The sequence below is a fragment of the Agrobacterium sp. 5Ca39 genome, from assembly GCF_055382365.1.
In genome coordinates this window covers 1226236-1247646 of sequence record NZ_AP026436.1, presented here as the reverse complement: position 1 = coordinate 1247646, position 21411 = coordinate 1226236, and the positions used below count along the sequence as shown (strand labels likewise).

At 60.0% G+C, this 21411-nt stretch carries 16 protein-coding genes, 1 tRNA gene and 1 riboswitch; of the genes, 10 read left to right on the top strand and 7 right to left on the bottom strand.

Translation table 11 applies throughout. The features are described from left to right. Positions 1–59 precede the first annotated feature (59 nt). The 4 genes from ACZ47E_RS06105 (at position 60) to ACZ47E_RS06090 (ending at position 3497) form a co-directional block, all read left to right on the top strand. A tRNA-Leu gene (locus ACZ47E_RS06105) sits at positions 60–142 on the top strand. Between the two features lie 240 nt (positions 143–382). Continuing rightward, the gene (tig, locus tag ACZ47E_RS06100) at positions 383–1861 is read left to right on the top strand and encodes a trigger factor (RefSeq protein WP_004442056.1); all 1479 of its coding nucleotides are present in this window, start codon (positions 383–385) and stop codon (positions 1859–1861) included. Between the two features lie 206 nt (positions 1862–2067). Next, entirely contained in the window at positions 2068–2592 is a 525-nt protein-coding gene (locus tag ACZ47E_RS06095) for an AAA family ATPase (RefSeq protein ID WP_006700411.1), read from the top strand. 257 nt (positions 2593–2849) lie between these two features. Next, complete coding sequence (locus tag ACZ47E_RS06090) at positions 2850–3497, top strand: hypothetical protein (RefSeq protein ID WP_004442052.1); 648 nt, start codon at positions 2850–2852, stop codon at positions 3495–3497. A gap of 257 nt (positions 3498–3754) precedes the next feature. Here ACZ47E_RS06090 and sthA read toward each other — a convergent pair whose 3' ends face one another. From sthA to ACZ47E_RS06075, 3 genes are all read right to left on the bottom strand, one after another. After that, positions 3755–5158 (bottom strand): Si-specific NAD(P)(+) transhydrogenase, encoded by a 1404-nt coding sequence (gene sthA, locus ACZ47E_RS06085; protein WP_004442050.1) that lies wholly within the window; start codon positions 5156–5158, stop codon positions 3755–3757. 754 nt (positions 5159–5912) lie between these two features. Further along, entirely contained in the window at positions 5913–6446 is a 534-nt protein-coding gene (locus ACZ47E_RS06080) for a DUF1003 domain-containing protein (RefSeq protein ID WP_035210951.1), read from the bottom strand. A gap of 116 nt (positions 6447–6562) precedes the next feature. Next, positions 6563–8503 carry an LTA synthase family protein gene (locus ACZ47E_RS06075; protein WP_278066790.1) on the bottom strand — a complete coding sequence of 647 codons (1941 nt, stop codon included), beginning with the start codon at positions 8501–8503 and terminating at the stop codon, positions 6563–6565. A gap of 227 nt (positions 8504–8730) precedes the next feature. Here ACZ47E_RS06075 and ACZ47E_RS06070 point away from each other — a divergent pair, with 227 nt between their 5' ends. Then, a complete protein-coding gene (locus ACZ47E_RS06070; protein WP_004442045.1) occupies positions 8731–10410 on the top strand; it encodes an NAD+ synthase in 1680 nt (559 codons plus the stop codon). A 272-nt stretch (positions 10411–10682) separates the two neighbouring features. On the opposite strand, the gene ACZ47E_RS06065 is transcribed toward ACZ47E_RS06070, so the two are convergent. Next, entirely contained in the window at positions 10683–11060 is a 378-nt protein-coding gene (locus ACZ47E_RS06065; protein WP_108081893.1) for a glyoxalase superfamily protein, read from the bottom strand. Positions 11061–11252: 192 nt separating this feature from the next. Here ACZ47E_RS06065 and ACZ47E_RS06060 point away from each other — a divergent pair, with 192 nt between their 5' ends. Both ACZ47E_RS06060 and bluB read left to right on the top strand, forming a co-directional pair. After that, entirely contained in the window at positions 11253–12083 is an 831-nt protein-coding gene (locus ACZ47E_RS06060) for a TolB family protein (protein ID WP_278066789.1), read from the top strand. 70 nt (positions 12084–12153) lie between these two features. Further along, a riboswitch (cobalamin riboswitch) is annotated at positions 12154–12336 on the top strand. 120 nt (positions 12337–12456) lie between these two features. Then, positions 12457–13149, top strand: a complete 693-nt coding sequence (bluB, locus tag ACZ47E_RS06055) for a 5,6-dimethylbenzimidazole synthase (protein ID WP_092651278.1) — start codon at positions 12457–12459, stop codon at positions 13147–13149. Positions 13150–13354: 205 nt separating this feature from the next. On the opposite strand, the gene ACZ47E_RS06050 is transcribed toward bluB, so the two are convergent. Further along, positions 13355–14455 carry a DUF2865 domain-containing protein gene (locus ACZ47E_RS06050; RefSeq protein ID WP_278066788.1) on the bottom strand — a complete coding sequence of 367 codons (1101 nt, stop codon included), beginning with the start codon at positions 14453–14455 and terminating at the stop codon, positions 13355–13357. Between the two features lie 135 nt (positions 14456–14590). Beyond that, complete coding sequence (locus ACZ47E_RS06045; RefSeq protein WP_004442036.1) at positions 14591–16906, bottom strand: NADP-dependent malic enzyme; 2316 nt, start codon at positions 16904–16906, stop codon at positions 14591–14593. A 229-nt stretch (positions 16907–17135) separates the two neighbouring features. Here ACZ47E_RS06045 and ACZ47E_RS06040 point away from each other — a divergent pair, with 229 nt between their 5' ends. Further along, positions 17136–17975 (top strand): UDP-2,3-diacylglucosamine diphosphatase, encoded by an 840-nt coding sequence (locus ACZ47E_RS06040; protein ID WP_006697377.1) that lies wholly within the window; start codon positions 17136–17138, stop codon positions 17973–17975. A 297-nt stretch (positions 17976–18272) separates the two neighbouring features. Here the strand turns inward: ACZ47E_RS06040 and dgcA are convergent, their stop codons facing one another. Continuing rightward, on the bottom strand, positions 18273–19256 hold the full coding sequence (dgcA, locus tag ACZ47E_RS06035; protein WP_278066787.1) for an N-acetyl-D-Glu racemase DgcA: 984 nt from the start codon (positions 19254–19256) through the stop codon (positions 18273–18275). Positions 19257–19399: 143 nt separating this feature from the next. On the opposite strand from dgcA, the gene ACZ47E_RS06030 reads away from it, so the two are divergent. Together ACZ47E_RS06030 and ACZ47E_RS06025 are read left to right on the top strand one after the other, a co-directional pair. Continuing rightward, positions 19400–20560, top strand: coding sequence for an ABC transporter permease (locus tag ACZ47E_RS06030; protein WP_464016914.1), 1161 nt, complete (start codon positions 19400–19402; stop codon positions 20558–20560). 10 nt (positions 20561–20570) lie between these two features. Continuing rightward, the gene (locus tag ACZ47E_RS06025; protein WP_004442028.1) at positions 20571–21410 is read left to right on the top strand and encodes an ABC transporter ATP-binding protein; all 840 of its coding nucleotides are present in this window, start codon (positions 20571–20573) and stop codon (positions 21408–21410) included. Position 21411 lies beyond the last annotated feature (1 nt).

The window sequence follows — 21411 nt, the reverse complement described above, 5'->3', positions numbered from 1 at the left end:
GGCAGGGGAACGGCGTGCTTGACCCTTTCTGAACATTGTGACATACCGCCGCCCAACGTGCGGGTATGGCGGAATTGGTAGACGCATTGGTTTTAGGTACCAACGCTTCGGCGTGGGAGTTCGAGTCTCTCTACCCGCACCACAAGCAAGGCATGGCTGTGCCACGCTTGCGCCAGAGTGCATCCTTACAGGATGCGGGGAGCTTCGGGGTTCATTTCTCCCCTTTGGTCTTCATTCTCCGGTGCAGGCGTAACGGTGTCCGGCAGGCGCTTGTGTAAGAAATAACGGAAGCCACGGCCGGGGAACGATGTTTCCGGCGCAGTGCTCGAAAGTAAACCAACGGCTGTCTGAGCACCGCCGCCATGATGTGAAGGTTAGGAAAATGCAGGTTATCGAAACGCTCGCTGAAGGGCTGAAGCGCGAACTCAAGGTCGTTATTCCGGCTGCCGACATGAAGGCCCGTCTGGACGAGCGCCTGGTCGACGCCAAGGACAAGGTTCGCATCAACGGTTTCCGTCCCGGCAAGGTGCCGGTTGGCCACCTGAAGAAGATGTACGGCAAGTCCATCATGGCCGACCTCGTCAACGAGCTGGTTCGTGAAAAGCCGTCCGAAATCCTCTCCAGCCGCGGCGAGAAGTCTGCAACGCAGCCTGCGATCTCCATGACCGAAGACGAGCAGGAAGCTGAAAAGATCTTGTCGGCCGAATCCGACTTCGAATTCACCGTTGCCTACGAAATCATTCCGGCCATCGAACTGAAGGCCAATGACGGCATCAAGGTTACCCGCGAAGTTGTGGAAGTGACCGAAGACGAAATCAACGAGCAGATCCTCAAGATCGCCGAAAGCGCCCGCACCTACGAGACCAAGAAGGGCAAGGCCGCTGAAGGCGACCGCGTCACCATGAACTACCTCGGCAAGGTTGACGGCGTTGCCTTCGACGGCGGCGCTGCTGAAGACGCTGAACTGGTTCTCGGTTCGGGCCGCTTCATCCCCGGCTTCGAAGACCAGCTGGTTGGCGTCAAGGCCGGCGACGAAAAGACCATCACCGTGACGTTCCCGGCCGATTACCCGGCGGCGAACCTTGCCGGCAAGGAAGCCAACTTCGACATCACCGTCAAGGAAGTTGCTGCTGCCGCTCCGGTTGAAATCAACGACGAACTGGCCGAAAAGCTTGGCCTCGAATCGGCTGAAAAGCTGAAGGAAATCGTCAAGGGTCAGATCGAAAGCCAGTACGGCAACGTCACCCGCCAGAAGGTCAAGCGCCAGATCCTCGACCAACTGGACGAGATGTACAAGTTCGACACGCCGGCTGGCCTGGTTGACGCCGAGTTCGACAACATCTGGCGCCAGATCAACACCGATCTCGCTCAGTCCGGCAAGACCTTCGCTGACGAAGACACGACCGAAGAAGAAGCCCGCGAAGAATATCGCAAGCTGGCTGAACGCCGCGTCCGTCTTGGCCTCGTTCTCTCCGAAATCGGCGAAAAGGCCGGCGTCGAAGTGACCGAAGAGGAAATGCAGCGCGCGCTGTTCCAGCAGCTGCAGCAGTTCCCGGGCCAGCAGAAGGAAATCCTCGATTTCTTCCGCAACACCCCCGGCGCTTCCGCTTCGCTGCGCGCTCCGATCTTCGAAGAAAAGGTCATCGACAAGCTGCTCACCGAAATCTCGGTAACGGACAAGACCGTTTCCAAGGAAGAGCTGCTGGCTGACGACGGCGAAGAAGCCACGGAAACCAAGAAGAAGGCGCCTGCCAAGAAAAAGGCTGCTGCCAAGGCTGACGACGCCGCTGAAGGCGAAGAAGCCGCTCCGAAGAAGAAGGCTCCGGCCAAGAAGAAGGCCGCTGAAGGCGACGCCGAATAATCTTCTTCAGTGCAAGCTGATTTGAATGGAAGGGCCGTGGCGAAAGCTGCGGCCTTTTTGTTTGGCCGTCTTTTTTGGTGGGGTGCGACAGTCACCCGATCCACAGTCTTCCGACATGGTTATGTCATCCCTGGTTATTATGTTTCCAATCCATGGCCACCAGTTCATGCGTCACCGGCCAAAGCGGGGGAGTCAATGGAAGCGCCATGGGTGTCAGAAACTACCTGATCGAGGGTGTCTCCGGTGTCGGCAAGACATCGGTTGCAACAGAACTTCAGCGACGCGGCCATCATGTGATCCATGGCGACCGCGAACTTGCATATAAGGGCGACCCTGAAACGGGCGCGGCCCTTGATCCAGCTCTGGAGGGCGATGCGGCGGATATGCGTTTCCGTCACCGGCATCATATATGGGATGTCGAAAAGGTTCGGGGGATTGCCGCCGATCACAGCCAGACGCTCACATTCTTCTGCGGTGGCTCAAGGAATTTTCAGCGTTTTATCGATGTGTTCGCTGAGGTCTTCGTTCTCGATCTCGATAGCGAGACCCTGCGAAGACGGTTGATCGAGAGACCCCGGGACGAGTTTGGCGGAGAGCCGGAGGAGCGGGAATTTGTTCTGCAGCTCCATGCGACGAAAGAAGACATTCCCGCTTACGCCACGGTCATCGATTCATCCCGATCTCTAAATGCTGTCGTGGATGATATTCTCGCGCGTTGCGCCAACGATTGAAAAAGAGTAGCGACCGGGCGTCCCGCATCCTTGTTCCGATCACAATGCAGTGCAGCATGATTTTTTGCTGCATATGCTCTTGTTCATCTCCCGTTCATCTGGCACCCTGCGCAGCATGATTTGCCTGGTCGTATCAAGCGGCCGTTCGGGCATTGCGCCGCTTGAATGTGGCTTCATCGCAGCCAAACCATTGGCCTTAGCTTTTACCGTGCTTGCCGGGTTCTCCCGGTGCGCCCTTAATTTGCCAGGGGACAAGTATGTCGCTTCGAACGGGTTCTGCCCTTGTATTATTGTTTTTCACCGCAGCCGCGGCCGCCCATGCCGATGAGGCGGGGCTGATCTGGAAGCCGGTCAAGAATTCCGATCGGTCCTATACGGCGCGCATCGGCGCGAAACTGCCGGTCGATACCCCGATCCGGGCCGGGCTGGAAATGGGCATGAATGCCTCAAAGACGGGGCAGGTGGTGGATACGCCGGTGCGGCTGTGGGGTAATGTCACGTTGCTGGCCGAACAGCTGCCGGGCGTCTCGCTTGCGCGGGATGTCGGCGTCATGTTCAACGCCCTGACAGGGTCGAGCAGCGTTTCCATGACCTCGCAGCAGAAGCGCATCGTTACGCCGGAGCTGGATATCGAGGCGAACCGCAATTTCACCGTGCGGTATGACGGCACGGCGCAGCAATGGAACGGGCTTGATGTCTCACAATCGCTGCGCCTGTCCCGCTCGGAAACCGGCACGGCCTTCGTGCTGACGGGGGCGAGCCGCAACAGTTTCAACGAGTTCAGCAGCGGTGTCGCGGTGGAACAGAAGCTGGGCGATCACCTGACGGTGCGCGGGACGCTGGATCAGGGTTATGCGGATCATTTCCGGCCGGGGGTAAGTGCGCGGTACAGTATTCGGTGGTGAGGGGGCGGGCTGGCTGTATACGGTTAGTTCGCAGGTGAGAAAGTCTCTTTAGGGGCGAAAACCTTTCCTCCGTCATGCCGGGCTTGACCCGGCATCCAGTGACGGCGAGTCGGCGCTGTGAAAGAGCCTTTCGCTATCAAAGACTTGATCGCGCTGGATCCCGGCTCAAGGCCGGGATGACGGGATGGGGATGCTGTGCTTTCTCAGAAGGCCGATTACGGCAACTCCGCCGTCTCAAAAGCCGCCCCCGCGCAACCTCAATCCTTCTTGATCTCACCCATGCGGTTCCACGCATCAAGCCCGGCAATCTTGTAGGCTTCCGCCAGTGTCGGGTAGTTGAACGTATTCTCGACGAAATATTCCACCGTGCCTTTGAGGTTCAGCACCGCCTGGCCGATATGCACCAGTTCGGTGGCGCCTTCGCCGACGATATGGACGCCGAGCAGGCGGCGGGTTTTCAGCGAGAAGATCATCTTCAGGAGGCCGCTGTCGAGACCCATGATGTGGCCGCGGGAGGTCTCGCGAAAATGGGCGATACCGCATTCATAGGGAATGTTGCGTTCGATGACTTCTTCTTCCGTCAGGCCGCAGGTGGAGATCTCTGGCACGGCATAGATGCCGTAAGGGAAGAACTGCGGCGGTTCGCCGGCCGGTGCGCCAACGGCATGGCGGGCGGCGATGCGGCCCTGTTCCATGGACGTGGAGGCAAGGCTCGGGAAACCGATGATATCGCCGGCGGCATAGATGTTCGGCACGGACGTCTGGAAGGTTTCAGGATCGACTTTCAGGCGACCGCGGCTGTCGGCTTCCAGCCCGCAGGCCGAAAGGTTGAGCGTATCGGTGGCGCCGACACGGCCGGCGGCGAAGAGGACGGTCTCGGCCTTCAGAACGCGGCCATTGCCGAGCGAGACGAGGCACTTTCCGCTCTCGTCGCGCTCCACCTTTTCCGCCTTTTGGCCGAAGATCAGCTTCATGTTGCGGTCGCGCAGCTGATAGGCGAAATCCTCGACGATTTCCTTGTCGATGAATTCGAGCATGGTTTCGCGCGGTTCCACCACCGTCACCTGCGTGTCGAGCGCGCTGAAGATGGTGGCATATTCGATGCCGATGACGCCGGCGCCAACCACGATCATGGAGCGCGGCAGTTCCTTGATTTCGAGAATCTCGTCCGAATCGAGCACCGCTTCGCCATCGAAGGGAATATGCGGCGGCCGGTAGGGGCGGGTGCCGATGGTCAACAGAATGGAAGTGCCGGTGACATTCATGATCTCACCGTCGTTCTTCACCACCTTCATGGTGTTGGCGTCAACGAAGCTTGCCGTGCCGCGAATGTGCTGCACGCGGTTGCGGGCGAACTGGTGTTCCAGCACTTCCACTTCGTGATCCAGGGTGATGAGCAGGCGGCGGCGCAGGTCCTCGGCGTCGATCTCCTGCTTGACGCGGTAGGAGCGACCGTAAAAACCGCGCTCGCGCCAGCCGGTGAGGTTGAGCGCCGTTTCGCGCAGGGTCTTGGAAGGGATGGTGCCGGTATGCACCGAAACGCCGCCGACGCGGCTGCCTTTCTCGATGACCAGAACCTTCTTTTCGAGCTTGGCGGCCTGAATGGCGGCCCGTCTTCCCGCCGGACCGCTGCCGACAACAATCAGATCGAACTGGTGCATGAAAAACCCCGGAATAGAATGCATTTCGATACCGGATGTCGCATCCGGCATGGCGTCGCCGCGAAATGGTCGTGATGCCATTTTGACGATGGGGAGTGATTCCCCCGTTTGCCTTGCCCGCTAGAGTGCAATGCAACAAACGCCTGCGTCAATCTGTAGCGCAAGAATCTGACGGATTCGTAACTGGGTGGGGATTTTCCGGAGGTTGATTCACAACGGGGCGAAGTGCGTGGGGCGTTACCCCCCTCTGCCCTGCCGGGCATCTCCCCCTCAAGGGGGGAGATCGGCAAGAGGCTCTCCCACGGCTCATTCTCAAACTTCGAGATAGTCGAAACCTAGCCGCATATCGATCTCCCCCCTTGAGGGGGAGATGCCCGGCAGGGCAGAGGGGGGTGAAGTCCCACGCTCATCTGTCCACTTTTCCTGAACATGCCCCTAAAACCCCAACAGCTTCATCCCGCACGGCACTGCCGAACGGGTGATCGCTAGAGAGGTCGGGCGATTGCCCGGCTGCGCCTTGATTTGGTTTGGTGTGGGTCGGATGCGTTGCGCAGCCGGGTCTTTCACCATGCCGTATCTCGCAAGGACCGTGCACTGCACCCTGCGACATGGTCCTTTCCACGAACGTTGCCAGCGTTCCACCACCAGGACCGTCCTTTGGTTTCCGCCACGTCTGGCGTCCACCCGGCAGGACTGCGACCAATATAACAGCCTGTCGCGGAGCGGGGAAAAGCGAGGGTGAATTTTTCCGGTGTCAGTCTTCCTTGCGGGTGACGTGGCGGTGAAGTGCTGCAAGGTCCTGCCGCAGCGCAGCCAGTTCGGCCAGCACTTTCACATCGATCTTTTCATGCAGTGAAAGCACTTCCAGTTCTGCCTTCAGATTCACCTCATAATCCTTGGCGGCCTCGAAGCGGTCGCGGGCGGCCTGACGATTCTGCGACATCATGATGATCGGCGCCTGAATGGCCGCCAGCATGGAAAGAAGCAGATTGAGGAAGATGAAGGGGTAGGGATCGAAAGCGCGGGTGGTCAGTACGATGGTGTTGATGATAGCCCAGAAAATCAGGAAAAAGCAGAAGCCGAGAATGAAACTCCAGGAACCGCCGACCCTGGCAATCTTGTCTGCCAGTCTGTCGCCGAAACTGGCGCCGGCGGAAAATTCCGCATTAATATCGCTCGAAACCAGCTTTTTCTGGTGCGCCAGCTCGAGAATGCGCCGTTCCACCTCGCCGATTTCACGAGAGGAGCGCTTGAAATGAGAGACGATATAGTCGGAGATATCTGACACGGGCGTGTCTCCGGTTCTGATTGGCGGTGCGGAGCTTTCCCGAGATAAACCCGCATGATGGCGGAATTCAAACGTTTTCCGCCACCATGCGTTCAGGCGTCCCTCGCCGAAATTCATTACACCGACGGCGCGCCCTCGTGCAGCCAATTGAAGCCAGGGAAAAAGCGCTCTTTTCCATATTGCTTGCCGAACATCATGTCGAATTGCAGCAGGCGATAATTGCGCACCACGTCAGGGACCGCGTTCGGCGCGATCGACCAGTCGGGCAGGGCATCGCCACCGGCCGTCACCAGCATGTGCCGGTCGATGACGGAAAAGGCCTGCTGAACTTCACCCAGCGTGCCGGTATAGAAAGGATCGGAAAAGCCTGCGGTCTTCAGCACGTGATAGGGCAAAAGCGCCGGGCTGATGGTGCCGATATTCTTACGCACGCCCTTCTTCGAAGACCACACGACGAGCGGCGTCTCGTGCTCCTTCTTCATTACCTCAAGCGGTGCGCGGCGGCTTGCCACCATGCCCGGCATATAGCCGCTTTCCACGAAGGTCTGGCCGAGCGGCGGCAGATGATCGCCGAAGAGGACGATGATGGTCTCACGATCGCGCTTCTTTGCCCAGCGCATCAGCTTCAGCAGCGCTTCGTCCGCTTCCACCACCCCTTGAGAATAGGTGGCGAGCGCCTGCGAGGCCGAAGCCGAGAGTTCGCCCTCAATGCCGATGGTGTTTTCGGCGTAACGGTTTGTCTCATAGGGGCCGTGTCCCTGCAGGGTGACGGCAAAGAGGAAGAGCGGGTTCTGCGTCCGGTCCGCCGTCGCCATGATCTCTTCCATCAGCGCGTCGTCGGAGGCAAAATTGCCGCGTTTTTCCATGGCCGGTAGCGTCTCTTCGGAGCGGAATTCCTCGAAGCCGAAATTTTTATAGACCTGCTTGCGGTTCCAGAACCATTCCTGGAACGGATGAACTGCGATGGCGGAATAACCTTCGCCGCGGAAGAAGCTGGCGAGCGAGGGCACCGGGCGGCGGATATATTGCTGGTAGGGAATGCTGCCATAGGGCAGGAAGGCGTTCGAGAAGCCGGTCAATGCCTCGAATTCCACATTTGCCGTCATGCCGCCGAACTCGGGCGAAAACACGTTGCCGGACTGTTTGGCGCGGATGGTCGGCATGGGATCGGCCGAGAGATTCACGTTTTCAAGCCGGGTCGGATCCCACAGGGATTCGCTCATCAGCATGATGACGTCAGGGTAATCACCCTTGTTGGCGGCGAAAGATGCCGGTTCCGAGGTGAGATCGGCGATGCTGTTTTCGCCGTAACCCTCCGGCGCCGAGACATTGGCCATGGGAATATTGAAGGCGAAGGCCATCAGGAAGCCGTTGTGGCGGTAGTTTTCCTGCTGATCCCACATCATGGGGATGATGTTGAGGCGATCGCGCACCCAGGAATAATGCGAATAGTCCATCAGCGAGGCGAGGCTGGCGAGAAGCGGCAGCGCCAGCGCAAGGCCGGCGGCGCGCTCACGCCAGCGCAATACCGGCGAATGACGGTGCGCCAGCAGCCAGAGAGCCGCGAGGGAGGCAATTGCGGCGCTGAGGCCGACACCCACCAGCATCGCCGTAAAAGGCTGCGCCTTCAGCATGGTTGGCAAAAGTTCGAGAATCTGCCGCCCGAACAACAGGTCTGAGGGATAAAGCGGATCGGAAAGATAGGTCTGTTTCTGCGCTGAGATCAGCCCCACCAGTGCGCAGAGCGGCGCGACCGCTATCAGCGAAAGATAACGCCGGCCGAGGATCGCATCCAGCGCGACGAGAAGGGCGAGCACGGCGGCAATGGTTGTCATGCCCGGACGCGCGGAGGAGGTGATGAAAGTGCCGACATCCTGAAGCGAGCCGCGGACGACCCATTCCAGCGCCACGACGAGCACGACGGACGCGACCGTCAGGTTGGCAAGCGTGTAGGCCGTGCCTGAAAACTTCGAAAGGCTCCTTGTCCATGCAGGCGAAAAGACAAAACCAGCCTTTTCGGAAGCCGTTGTTTTTGGCGCCGAATCTCTCAAACCCATACTCCGGTATTTCAGGCGCCAGCACCGATCCGGGGAGGTGAATCGGGTGTCGCAAAAGTGTCATGTAACTGTCACATAAGCGCGATGAACGCGACATGAACTTTATGGGATGTGCATATAAGCGCGATAACCTTCGCGTGAGGGCGGCTGTGTCGAGAAGCGCACGAATGAATGCAAGTGGGAATTGCTGCGTTGCGGAGCGATCACGGGCGCGGTATTGAAGGGTTATGAGCGACAGACACGATATAGAGAACCATCTCCGGATTGCCGTCGGGCAGTTCAATCCCACCGTTGGCGACGTGGCGGGCAATCTCGCCAAGGCGCGTGAGGCAAGGGCCGATGCGGCAACGCAGGGCGCCGATCTTCTGCTTCTCACCGAACTCTTCATTTCAGGCTATCCGCCCGAGGATCTGGTGCTGAAACCTGCTTTTTTGAAAGCATGTCTGAAAGCGGTGGAAGAACTGGCTGCGGAAACCGCCGATGGCGGGCCGGGTATCGTTATCGGTTTTCCGCGACAGGGCGAGACGGGTCGGCACAATTCCGTGGCGCTTCTCGATGGCGGCAAGATCATTGCGCTGCGCGACAAGATCGACCTGCCGAATTACGGCGAATTCGATGAGAAGCGTGTTTTCTCCGAAGGGTCGATTTCCGGGCCCTATAACTTCCGCGGCGTGAGGATCGGCATTCCGATCTGCGAGGAAATCTGGAACGACATGGGCGTCTGCGAGACGCTGGCCGAAAGCGGCGCCGAAATCCTGCTGGTGCCGAACGGCTCGCCCTATTACCGCGGCAAGCTGGACGTGCGCCATCAGGTGGCACTCCGGCAGGTGATCGAAAGCGGCCTGCCGCTGGTTTTCGCCAACCAGCTGGGCGGGCAGGACGAGCTGGTGTTCGACGGTGCGAGCTTTGGCTTCAATGCCGACAAGACGCTCGCCTTCCAGATGAGCCAGTTCGAAGCCACGCTTGCTGTAACCGACTGGAAACGCACAGCGGATGGCTGGCGCTGCGAAAGCGGGCCATTTTCCAAGATTCCCGAGGGTGAGGAGGCGGATTACCGCGCCTGCATGCTGGGCTTTCGCGATTACGTCAACAAGAACGGTTTCAAGAGCGTGGTTCTCGGCCTTTCCGGCGGCATCGATTCGGCGATCTGCGCCGCCCTTGCCGTCGATGCGCTGGGCGAGGAGCGGGTACGCTGCATCATGCTGCCTTACCGCTATACCTCGGAAGAATCGCTGAAGGACGCCGCCGATTGTGCGAAAGCGCTCGGCTGCCGTTACGATATCGTGCCGATCGTGGAGCCGGTGGAAGGTTTCCTGTCTGCGCTGTCAGAACTTTTCGAGGGCACGGAAGAGGGCATTACCGAAGAAAACCTGCAGAGCCGCACGCGCGGCACCATCCTGATGGCCGTTTCCAACAAGTTCGGATCCATGGTGGTGACGACGGGCAACAAGTCGGAGATGTCGGTGGGTTACGCGACGCTTTATGGCGACATGAATGGTGGTTTCAACCCCATCAAGGACCTCTACAAGATGCAGGTCTATGCCATTTCCGCCTGGCGCAACGCCCATGTGCCGCCGGGCGCGCTTGGCCCTTCCGGCGAAGTGATCCCCGCCAACATTATCGCCAAGGCTCCATCGGCCGAATTGCGCCCCAACCAGACCGACCAGGATTCGCTGCCGCCTTATCCCGTGCTGGACGATATTCTTGAGTGCCTTGTCGAGAAGGAAATGTCGGTCGAGGAAATTCTGGCGCGCGGCCATGATGTGGCGACCGTGCACCGGGTGGAGCATCTGCTTTACCTCGCCGAGTACAAGCGCCGGCAATCGGCTCCGGGGGTTAAGATCACCAAGAAGAACTTTGGGCGCGACCGGCGTTATCCGATCACCAACCGGTTTCGTGATCGGTAGGGCGTTTTGGAAAGGCGCGTTTAACGCCGTCCCTGCTTAATGAATTGGGCAAGCGCATTGTGAGGCGGTGCGGCATATTTCTTCTCCCCACCGGGGAGAAGGTGGCCCGAAGGGTCGGATGAGGGGGCAACCCCTCCGTATATCACGAAGCTTGCTTGCCCCCTCATCCCGCTGCCGCGGACTTCTCCCCCTCGGGGAGAAGAAACAAGTGTCATGGGCTCGATCCACAGCGGAGCGTCTTGATTGGCGCGGAAAACTCCGCGCCGCTCACCTCAAATAACCTGCCCCACATCGATACGATTGCCGTCAGGGTCTTCAAACACAAAGGCCCTCAGACCATAATCCTTGTCCTGCAGGCCCTTGATGATGCGCAAGCCCTGGCTCTTGCAGAGCGCATGCAGCGCGTCCACATCGCTCACCATCATATGCGCCACATTGAAGGGCGCTGCCTTGTGGCTGGGCTGCAATGTCAGGTGCAGCTCGGCATTGCCCTGTTTGAGGATCATGAAGCCCACAGGGTTGCCGTTTGCGAAGGTCTTTTCGAAGCCGAGCACGCCGACATAAAAATCATGGGCCTTTTCGATATTCTTGACAGGAAGCATGGCGGCAATCCGCCCGAAGCGGATGCCGTGATCGGCGATGGTATTCATCGCGGAACCTCTGATCTGGGAGAAACGGGGCGGGCCGCGGACGGTGCCGGGGCGCTGGCGTTTTTTCCGGTTTGAATTTGCAGGACGGTGCCTGCCGCCCTAGGATCATAATCGAGGCAATGGTGGATGCAAACGGAATGTCTGCGTCACCAAGCGCTATGAATGAGAACACGGACCCGCCCGGGAGGCAGAATGCGCAGCTCCATCGAAATCTTCAACATCCGCACCCGGCAGATGCGGGTGGTGTGGCAGACGCCCGATCTTTTCGAAGCGCCGAACTGGTCGCCGGATGGACAATATCTGCTGTTGAACAGCGATGGGCTGCTTTATCGCCTGTCCCTTTCCGGTGATGCGTCGCCACAAAAGGTCGATACGGGTTTCGCAATCCAGTGCAACAATGACCACGGCATTTCGCCTGACGGTTCGCTTTATGCCATTTCAGACAAGGTGGAGTTCGGCAAAAGCGCCATCTATCTCCTGTCATCGGCGGGCGGCGCGCCGCGGCTAATGACAAGGAACCTTCCTTCCTACTGGCACGGCTGGTCACCGGATGGGAAAAGCTTCGCCTATTGCGGCATTCGCGATCAGATTTTCGATATCTATTCCATGGACATAGACAGCGGCGTTGAGACACGCCTTACCCATGGTGAGGGCCGCAATGACGGGCCGGATTATTCGCCTGACGGCGCGTGGATCTATTTCAATTCCAGCCGCACCGGACGGATGCAAATCTGGCGGGTGCGGGTGGATGGCTCAGCCGTGGAGCGCATCACCGACAGCTCCTATGGCGACTGGTTTCCGCACCCGTCACCAAGAGGGGACAAGGTTGTCTTCATTTCCTATGACGGCGACGTATTCGATCATCCCCGCGATCTCGACGTGCGGGTGCGGCTGATGGATATGGATGGCGGCAATGTCGAAACGCTTTTCGAGCTGTTTGGCGGGCAGGGCACGATGAACTCTCCCAACTGGTCACCTGATGGCGACGAGTTCGCTTATATCAGATATTTTCCGGTGGAATGATGAAGGTAAGGTGCGGCAGGCCACATTGCCGCACCACCTGCACGGCACTTGTGTTCGCAAGCTTTTTTGCCCATAGCTTCACCCGTCAGGTGCCCGCCCTTCGGCGGGAGAATCGGGAATCCGGTGAAAAACCGGAACGTGCCCAACGCTGTGAGGCGGATGCTCTTTTTCTCATGCCACTGGAGCAATTCGGGAAGGCGAAACGGGGCGGATGAAGCTTAGTCAGAAGACCGGCCTGGCAGGATGGACCGAACCGCGCGGACGGCGGCAGGTTGCTGGAAAGCGAGTTGTCGCTGCAAACCTCCCATGGTTTCGGCACCGGCCCGCCCCGCATTGTTAGGGATAAACGATGCAGACCGAACCGCCCGTCGCCATGCCGCCCGACTCCAACCCGTTCGATCACGCGCTTTCACCCGCCCGCCCGTTTTCCGGCGAGGAGCGTGAGGCCGTCTATCGTGCCATCGAAACCCGCCGCGATGTGCGCGACCAGTTCCTGCCGGACCCGCTGCCGGATGATCTCATCGAGCGCCTTTTGAGGGCGGCGCATTCGGCGCCCTCGGTCGGTTTCATGCAGCCGTGGAACTTCACCCTCGTCACCGATGGCGCCGTGCGCCAGGCGGCATGGGTGGCCTTCAGCCGCGCCAATGAAGAGGCGGCGGCGATGTTTACGGGTGAAAAGCAGGCGCTTTATCGCAGCCTGAAGCTCGAAGGCATCCGCAAGGCGCCGCTCAGCATCTGCGTCACCTGCGATCCGACACGGGGTGGCAAGGTGGTGCTGGGTCGCACCCATAATGCACGCACGGATGTCTATTCCACCGTCTGCGCCATCCAGAACCTCTGGCTCGCGGCCCGCGCCGAAGGCGTCGGCGTCGGCTGGGTCAGTATTTTCCATGACAGCGATATCAGGGCCATTCTGGATATCCCCGATCATATCGAGATTGTCGCCTGGCTGTGCCTCGGTCGTGTCGATACGCTTTATACCGAACCGGAACTGGCGGTGAAGGGCTGGCGGCAGCGCGTGCCGCTGGAAGAGCTTGTGTTTCGTAACCGCTGGGGTGGGGTGTAGACCCGGAGGCCTGCGAACAGGGCGGGACGTTGCCGCGCATTTCTTCTCCCCGCCGGGGAGAAGGTGGCCCGAAGGGTCGGATGAGGGGGCAACGGTAGAGATTTACGGAGAGCTTGCCCCCTCATCCCGCTGCCGCGGACTTCTCCCCGCCGGGGAGAAGAAACAAGGGGCACGCGCTCGCACCATTCCGCGTGCAGAAGAGATTTCACTGCTGTGGCTGGATACCCTTCAGCGCCGGGTTCTTCAGGTCGATCTTGCCGGTCTGGTCCGGCAGGAATTTGGGCCCGATGACGCGCACTTTTGTGTCGTTCGGGTCATAGTCGCGCTCAGGAACAGGTTGTTCCGGCGGCTTTGCGGCCTGCTGCTCGGCGGGCTTTGGGGCCTTGTCACCTTGCGGCGATGGAATGGTGGTGATGCTGGAATAGGGCTTTTCGGCTTCCGGCCGCGACGCCTGTTCCTGCTTTTGCATCTCCTCGTGATAGGCGGCCATGTTGCAGGCGCAGCCGGGCGCTTTCGTTGAGGCATTGCGATAGGCGAAGGCGGTCGGCAGATCCTTGTAGGGTTTGCCGGTTTCAGCGGACACCATGTCTGCTGTTTCCTGATCCGTCATGGAGTGGAAATAGAGCTCCGTCTCGGTTCCCGGGCACATTTTCTGGCACTGCTCGGCCTGGGCGCGAAAATCGAGTGGCGAGGCGTTGGAGGCGATCGGGAAGAATGAGCCGTCGCAGGTGCGCACGCAGAGTGTGCGAAGCCCGCCCTCCGCGGCGGCGTTGGGGTAAGGGGAAAGGCCCGCCTGTCCCGGCTCACCGCCATTCTGCCTGAAGGCATCGGGATAACGCGTCACATCGGGTGCAGGCGATGCTTGACGGTTCATCTCCTCAGCGGGGGTGCAGCCATTGGCATCGAGGGCGGCAAGAATGCGCTCGCGCCTGGTATCGCCGTCGTCGCTCCTCGCCGCCGCCATGGCGTCGTCGCGATCGCGGATGATCGCGTCGCGTTCGGCCTCGGCATCCACAAGCGCATCGCCGATCTCGGCGCAGAGCCCGGCATTAGGATTGCCATAAACGATGACGCTGCCGGACGAGCAGCCATAGCTGCGCATGTCGTTCCTGATCTTGCGGATGACGATGTTCTGGTGGGCAAGCGCATTGGCGTAACGCCGCACCTCGGCCGTGTTGCCGATGACACGGGGTGGTTCTCGCAACTGTTGATAAAGCGTATCGCACACCTGATCCGCAAGAGCGGCGGCAGGAGCGATGAAAACAAGGGGAAGCAGAAGGCCGATGATGCGGCTGCGCCGGGTCAATTGTGCGATCCGTTTGATGTCCCCGGCCGGTGGCAGGGGTGTTATGCTTCAGGAAATCCGTGTTTCAGGAAGATAACATAAGCTGTTGCCGCATTGCGGCAACAGCATGTTCAAAACTGCGTTAATGCGCCTTCATTACACCGAAGGGTGAGAGGCCTGCACCACGGCAAAGGCCGCCATGTTGACGACGCCACGCGAGGTGACGCTGGGCGACAGGATATGGGCGGGCAGGGCCGTGCCGAGCAGGATCGGGCCGACATGCAGGCCTTCCGTCAAGGTGCGGGTGACGCCCAGCGTGATGTTGGCCGCATCGAGGTTCGGGAAGACCAGCAGGTTTGCTTCGCCGGTCAGCACGCTGTTGGGCATGGCGCGTTTGCGCAGCGCTTCCGACAGGGCCGAGCCACCCTGCATTTCGCCGTCCACTTCCAGTTCGGGTGCAGCCTCCTGCACGATCTTCAGCGCGCGGCGCATCTTGCGGGCGCTTTCGGAATCGCGCGAGCCGAAATTGGAATGGCTGGCGAGCGCGATTTTCGGCGTGATGCCGAAGCGGCGGATTTCCTTCGCGGCAAGAATGGCCATTTCGGCCACTTCTTCCGATGTAGGGTCGTTGTTGACGAAGGTATCGGTGAGGAACAGCGCACCCTGCTGGGTGATGAGCAGGCTGAGGCCGGCAAAGGAGCGGACGCCGTCCTGCTTGCCGATGATCTGGTTCACGTCGCGCAGATGGCGGTCGTAACGGCCTTCGAGGCCGCAGATCAGCGCATCGGCTTCGCCACGCTTGACCGACAGCGCACCGATGACAGTCGTGTTGGTGCGCACGATGGTACGTGCCGCTTCCGGGTTGATGCCGGCGCGGCCGACCAGGGCGAAATAATCATCCACATAGTCGCGGTAGCGCGGATCGTCTTCCGGGTTCACCACGGCGAAATCCGTATGCGGGCGGATGCGCAGACCGAAACGCTTGAGGCGCGTTTCGATGATCTGCGGACGGCCGATGAGGATTGGGATGCCGGTGCCTTCTTCCAAGAGCACCTGGGCGGCGCGCAGCACGCGCTCGTCTTCGCCTTCGGCAAAGATGATGCGCTTCTTTTCGGCGGCCTTTGCGGCGTTGAAGACAGGCTTCATGATGAAACCCGAGCGCCAGACGAAGCGGTTCAGCTGGTCGAGATAGGCTTCGAAATCGGTGATCGGCCGGGCGGCAACGCCGCTTGCGGCGGCAGCACGGGCAACGGCCGGGGCAATGCGCAGGATAAGGCGCGGATCGAAGGGCGAGGGGATGAGGTAGGTCGGGCCGAAGATCGGCGTTTCGCCGCTGTAAGCCTTGGCGGCCACTTCGGAGACTTCCTCACGCGCGAGTTCCGCGATGGCCTGCACGGCGGCCATCTTCATTTCCTCGTTGATCGTCGTCGCGCCGCAATCGAGCGCGCCGCGGAAGATATAGGGGAAGCAGAGCACGTTGTTGACCTGGTTCGGGAAATCCGAACGGCCGGTGCAGATCATCGCGTCCGGGCGGGCGGCACGCGCCTCTTCCGGCATGATTTCTGGCTTGGGGTTGGCAAGCGCGAGGATCAGCGGGTTCTCCGCCATGCGCTCCAGCAGTTCCGGCTTCAGAACGCCTGCCGCCGACAGGCCGAGGAAGACATCGGCGCCGTCGATCGTTTCGGCCAGCACGCGCTTGTCGGTCTTCTGGGCGTAAACTTCCTTCCACTCGTCCATCAGCGTATTGCGGCCGTCATAAACGAGGCCCTCGATGTCGTGGACCCAGATGTTTTCTTTCTTCGCGCCCATCGCAACGAGGAGATTGAGGCAGGCAAGGGCTGCCGCACCGGCGCCCGAGGCAACGATCTTGACGCTGGACAGGGACTTTCCGGCCAGTTCCAGAGCGTTGGTGACAGCGGCGGCGACGATGATCGCGGTGCCGTGCTGGTCGTCGTGGAAGACGGGGATGTTCATCTTCTCGCGCAGCTGGCGCTCCACCTCGAAACACTCCGGCGCCTTGATGTCTTCAAGGTTGATGCCGCCGAAGGTGGGTTCCAGCGCTGCGATGGTGGAAACCATGTCGTTAATGCCGGGCGCGTCGATCTCGATATCGAAAACGTCGATACCGGCGAATTTCTTGAAAAGGACGGCCTTGCCTTCCATCACGGGCTTGGAGGCGAGCGGGCCGATATTGCCGAGGCCAAGCACGGCCGTGCCATTGGAGATGACGGCGACGAGATTGGCGCGGGCGGTGTAGTCCGCCGCCATTTCCGGATTTTCATGGATGGCGAGGCAGGGTGCGGCGACACCCGGCGAATAGGCGAGCGCCAGATCGCGCTGGTTGCCGAGCGGCTTGGTGGCCTGGATCTCCAGCTTGCCGGGGCGCGGATAGCGGTGGAAAAAGAGCGCCTGTTCTTCGATGTCGGCCTTTGCCGTGTTGGCGGGCGTGTTGTTCTTATCGTGAGAGGTCATGTCTTCCACCGTCGTATCTGGTTTTATTTCGGACCCCTGAATACAACAAACTTCCCCGTGGTACAGCCGTTATTTACGGGCGTCTTATGCAAATGCGGCCACGGCTTATTCGCGTTTTCGTGAAGCGTTTCGTCATATTCCCTGCAAAAAACGGCCGCTGTCATGTTGCTGAAACACGAGTCTGGTTCTGAGAGGGAAGAAAGCCGCAGGGACGCAACCGAACAGGGGGATGAAATCCGTGGCCGGTCAAATCGAAACCAGACAGTTCAGAACGCTTTTCATTTCGGATGTTCATCTTGGTTCCAAGGCGGCCAAGACTGACTATCTGCTGGACTTCCTCAGACATCACGAGGCCGAAACGATCATTCTCGTCGGTGACATCGTCGACGGCTGGCGCCTGCGCCGCAGCTGGTACTGGCCGCAGGGCTGCAACGACGTGGTGCAGAAACTGCTGCGCAAGGCCCGCAAGGGAACCCGCATCGTGTATATTCCCGGCAATCACGATGAATTCCTGCGGGAGTTCCCCGGCATGCATTTCGGCGGCATCGAAGTGGCCGAACGCATGATCCATGAGGCGGCCGACGGCAGGAAATATCTCATCATCCATGGCGACGAGTTCGACGTGGTGGTGCGCAACGCCCGCCTGCTCGCCTATCTCGGCGACTGGGCCTATGACGCAGCAATCGCCATCAATATCGCCATCGCCGCCGTACGCCGCCGCATCGGCCTGCCTTACTGGTCGTTTTCGGCCTGGGCCAAGCTGCAGGTGAAACACGCCGTCAACTTCATCGGTGAATTCCAGCGTGTGGTGGCGGATGAAGCCCGGCGCAACAATGTCGACGGCGTGATCTGTGGCCATATTCACCACGCCGTCATGGAAGACATGGACGGCATACGTTACATCAACACCGGCGACTGGGTGGAAAGCTGCACGGCGATTGCCGAGAACGCCGATGGCAGCTTCGAGCTGATCACCTGGATGCAGACGAGCGAAGTGGTTGCCGAGCAGACATCGGACGAAATGGAGCCGGTGAATATTCCGGGGCTGATTGGCAAGCACGCGGCCTGATTGGAGCGTTTGACGGGCGCTGATGGTAGGCTCACCTGTAAACGAGTGTTGGTTGAAATTGTAGCATCCGCATACCGTCATCCCGGCCCTGAGCCGGGATCCAGTGCGATCAAGTCTTTGATCGCGTAAGACTTATTTCTCACGGCGCAGACGCGCCGTGGCTGGATGCCGGATCAGGTCCGGCATGACGGAGGTGAGGCTTTAGAGGCTTCTCAGTAACCTTCCGGTGACGCACCGGAGAGAGGGTGCGAATGCAGCCTCTAGGCACCAACCCAGTCCGGATCCTTAGCGAGAGCTCTACCCCCACAATTCCGGCCGCGCCGGATAAACAAGCGACCCTTCATAAACCAGCCCAGGCTCCCGATCCTCGGCCAAAAGCAGCGGGCCGTCGAGATCGGCAAAGGCCGTGCCCTGCGCGGCAAGCACGGCGGGCGCCATGCCCAGCGAGGTGCCGAGCATGCAGCCGACCATGATGGTGAAACCGAGCCTTTCGGCCTCCACCTTCATGACAAGCGCCTCCGTCAGGCCGCCGGTCTTGTCGAGCTTGATGTTGATCGCGTCGTAGCGGTCGCGCAGGCCGGTGAGGTCCTTTGTGGAATGCACGCTTTCATCGGCGCAGATCAGCACCGGATGGTCGATACGGGAGAGAATGGCGTCCTTGCCGGCGGGCAGGGGCTGTTCGATCAGCGATATCTTCAGTTCTGCCGCAAGCCTCAGATAATATTCGATATTGTCGTCGTTCCAGCCTTCGTTGGCATCGATGATGATGCGCGCCTCGGGTGCGGCTGCGCGGACGGCCCGCAGGCGGGCTTCATCGTCGGCTGTGCCGGTCTTGATCTTCAGAAGCGGACGTCCGGCGTTCTCCGCGGTCTTTGCGGCCATGGTCTCAGGGTCTGCAAGCGAAATCGTATAGGCTGTGACGAGCGGCTCTGCCTCCTGTCCGAGGACCTGCTCGGCGACGCTCTGGCCGCTCATCTTCGCCTCGAGATCCCAAAGCGCGCAATCCACCGCATTACGGGCCGCACCCGGTTTCATCGCCTGCTGCAACTCCTGCCGCGTGAGGCCTGCGGCGATCCGCTCCGCCATCGCCTCGATATCGGCAATGACGCCTTCGATGCTTTCGCCATATCGCGGATAGGGCACACATTCACCTCTGCCGGTGAAGGAACCATCGCGGATGGTGCACGTTACGACATCCGCATGCGTCCGGGTGCCGCGTGAAATGGTGAAGCTGCCAGCAACGGCGAAACGTTCTGTTGTGGCTTGAAGGTAACGGGGCATGTTTTTTCACTTCCGATTGGGCGTCAAATGACACATGACGCCAAATTTATCACGAATTGTCGGCTGCCACTGTGGCTTGCCGGAGGCCGAAACGTTATGAAACCTTTAAGAATCTCGTGACGGCTGCATTCGCTCGGAGCATTATGCAAGAACAGGACACACGGCAACAGGCGACCCCGGCCGCAATCACCGAAGACGGCGCCGTCTCCGGCGGCGGCCTGCGCTATGTCATGAGCGGCTCCTGGCGCAACAGTAATCTCTCCGCCGTTTTACCTGATCTCGATAAGATCGAAAAAAGCAGACCCACCGGCCCGGTGGAGATCGAGCTTTCCTCCGTCGAGTCCATCGATACGACCGGCGCCTGGATCATCCAGCGCCTGCGCAAGGACCTCGAGGCGAATGGTGCGACTGTCACGATCAGCGGCAACGACCGTATCGAGCAGGTGATCGGGCAGCTGCCCGACAAGGCGGAGATGGAGGCGGAGCCGGTCGCGCGCGAGGGACTGGTGGAGCGCATCTTTTCTCCGATCGGCAAGGCCGTGGTCCAGAATGGCGCGGATTTCCTGGCGGGCATGTATATTCTGGGCTCGGCAGTGCGCGGTGCGCAGATGAAACTCGGACGCGGGCGCGGCGTCTCGCCGGCGGCGATCGTCAACCAGATCGACCATATGGGCGTGCGCGCCGTGCCGATCATCATGCTGATGTCGTTCCTGATCGGTGCCATCATCGCCCAGCAAGGCGCGTTCCAGCTCAGATATTTCGGGGCTGAGGTCTTCGTCGTCGATCTGGTCGGCATTCTCCAGCTGCGTGAAATCGGTGTGCTGCTGACTGCGATCATGATCGCCGGCCGCTCCGGCAGCGCCATCACCGCCGAAATCGGCTCCATGAAGATGCGCGAGGAAATCGACGCGCTGAAGGTGATTGGCCTCAATCCCGTGGGCGTGCTGGTGTTCCCGCGGCTGGTGGCGCTCACTATTGCGCTGCCGCTTCTGACCATTCTCGCCAATTTTGCCGCGCTTTTTGGTGCTGCCATCGTGGCGCTGCTTTATTCCGGCATCACTTTTGAGGTGTTCCTCTCACGTCTGCATGGCGCGGTGGAGGAATCGACCATCGCAGCGGGTATGATCAAGGCGCCGTTCATGGCGCTCATCATCGGCATCGTCGCGGCGGTGGAGGGGATGAAAGTGGGCGGCTCGGCGGAATCGCTCGGCCAGCACGTCACCTCCTCGGTGGTGAAGTCGATCTTCGTCGTCATTCTGGTGGATGGTCTTTTTGCCATCTTCTACGCAGCCATCGATTTCTAGGGAGGGCGCGTTGGAAACACTGGACCAGAAACCGCAGCAGCAGACAAAGACCGGAAAAGACGGCCGCGAGGTGGTGCTTTCCGTCGAGGGCGTGACAGTCGGCTTTAATGGCCGGAACGTGCTGGAAGATCTCAATCTCGATGTCTATCGCGGCGAAATCCTGGGTTTCATCGGTCCCTCCGGGGCGGGAAAATCCGTGTTGATGCGCACGGTCCTGCGGCTTTTGCCACGGCAGGCGGGCACGATCAGCATTCTCGGCTCTGATTATGACAAGGCGGGCGAGGACGAGCGCATGAGGCTCGACCAGCGGCTTGGGGTGCTGTTCCAGCAGGGCGCGCTGTTTTCCGGCCTGACGGTGAAGGAAAACATCCAGCTGCCGATGCGCGAATATCTCGATCTGCCGAAGAAACTGATGGACGAGCTTGCCTATCTCAAGATCGAGATGGTGGGTCTGAAGCCCGATGCGGGCGACAAATACCCGTCCGAACTGTCAGGCGGCATGATCAAGCGCGCAGCGCTTGCCCGGGCGCTGTCGCTCGATCCCGACCTCGTCTTCCTCGATGAGCCGACATCCGGCCTCGATCCCATCGGGGCGGCGGAATTTGATATGCTGATCGCGCGGCTGCGCGATTCGCTCGGCCTGACCGTTTATATGGTGACGCACGATCTCGACAGCCTGTTCTCCGTCTGTGACCGCATTGCGGTTCTCGGCCAGAAGAAGGTGCTGGTGGAAGGGACGCTGCAGGACATGTTTGCCTGCGACGACCCGTGGGTGCAGTCCTATTTCCGCGGTAAACGGGCGCGCTCTGTCGTTCTTCCGGACGACAGGCAGGAACATCCGGTGGAGTAAC